This is a genomic window from Herbiconiux daphne (assembly GCF_024979295.1).
GTDB classification, from domain to species: domain Bacteria; phylum Actinomycetota; class Actinomycetes; order Actinomycetales; family Microbacteriaceae; genus Herbiconiux; species Herbiconiux daphnes.
The window spans coordinates 1-594 of the sequence record NZ_JANLCJ010000576.1 but is presented as its reverse complement, the minus strand read 5'-3'; the positions used below and the strand labels follow the sequence as shown (position 1 = coordinate 594).

Below are 594 nucleotides of genomic sequence, written 5' to 3'. Positions count from 1 at the left end.
TAACTATTTTACTGCTCGCTGGTTTATTATCAGCGTGCGATGATAGCAACAAACCTCAGGTAGTAGTGGACAGGAATCCCGCTCCGATGGTTGTTCAACAACAAGAGCCTCAGGTGGTGTATCAACAAGCACCCCAACAGCAACCACAGGTTGTGGTGGTACAACAGCCACCAGCTCAACAGTATGATAGTAGTGGTCATCTTATCAGCAATGTTGCTGCTGGGATGATGCTACATCATGTGCTGAGTAATCGAGCTTCTGTACGTCCTGTAGTCAACAACAAGACCGTGGTCGTTAAGAAGTATTACTCTGCACCTAAGCGCTACTATGGCAGTCGGAGGAATCCGATTCGCTATCGTGGTCGATAATAAATAAGGAGATGTATCACTGTGAAAAAACTTGCAATCGTAGTTAGTGCTGCTCTGGCAGGTCTGGTTTCCGGTCAGGTTGTAGCTGCCACTGTTTACGAAGGTGATGCAGGTAAACTGGATGTGACCAACAAAATCCAGTTCCAGCACAAATTCACCGCACATGGCAATCATAATGGCGTTGATGATTCCTATGACCGTTTCGGTGCCAAAGGGAAGCTTAAAC

At 46.5% G+C, this 594-nt stretch carries 2 protein-coding genes; both read left to right on the top strand.

Annotated features, from left to right (window positions below; translation table 11 throughout):
* A partial coding sequence (locus tag N1032_RS26535) for a hypothetical protein (RefSeq protein ID WP_259543648.1) occupies positions 1-368 on the top strand: 368 nt, incomplete at its 5' end.
* A gap of 21 nt (positions 369-389) precedes the next feature.
* On the top strand, positions 390-594 hold a 205-nt coding region (locus N1032_RS26530), incomplete at its 3' end, for a hypothetical protein (RefSeq protein WP_259543647.1).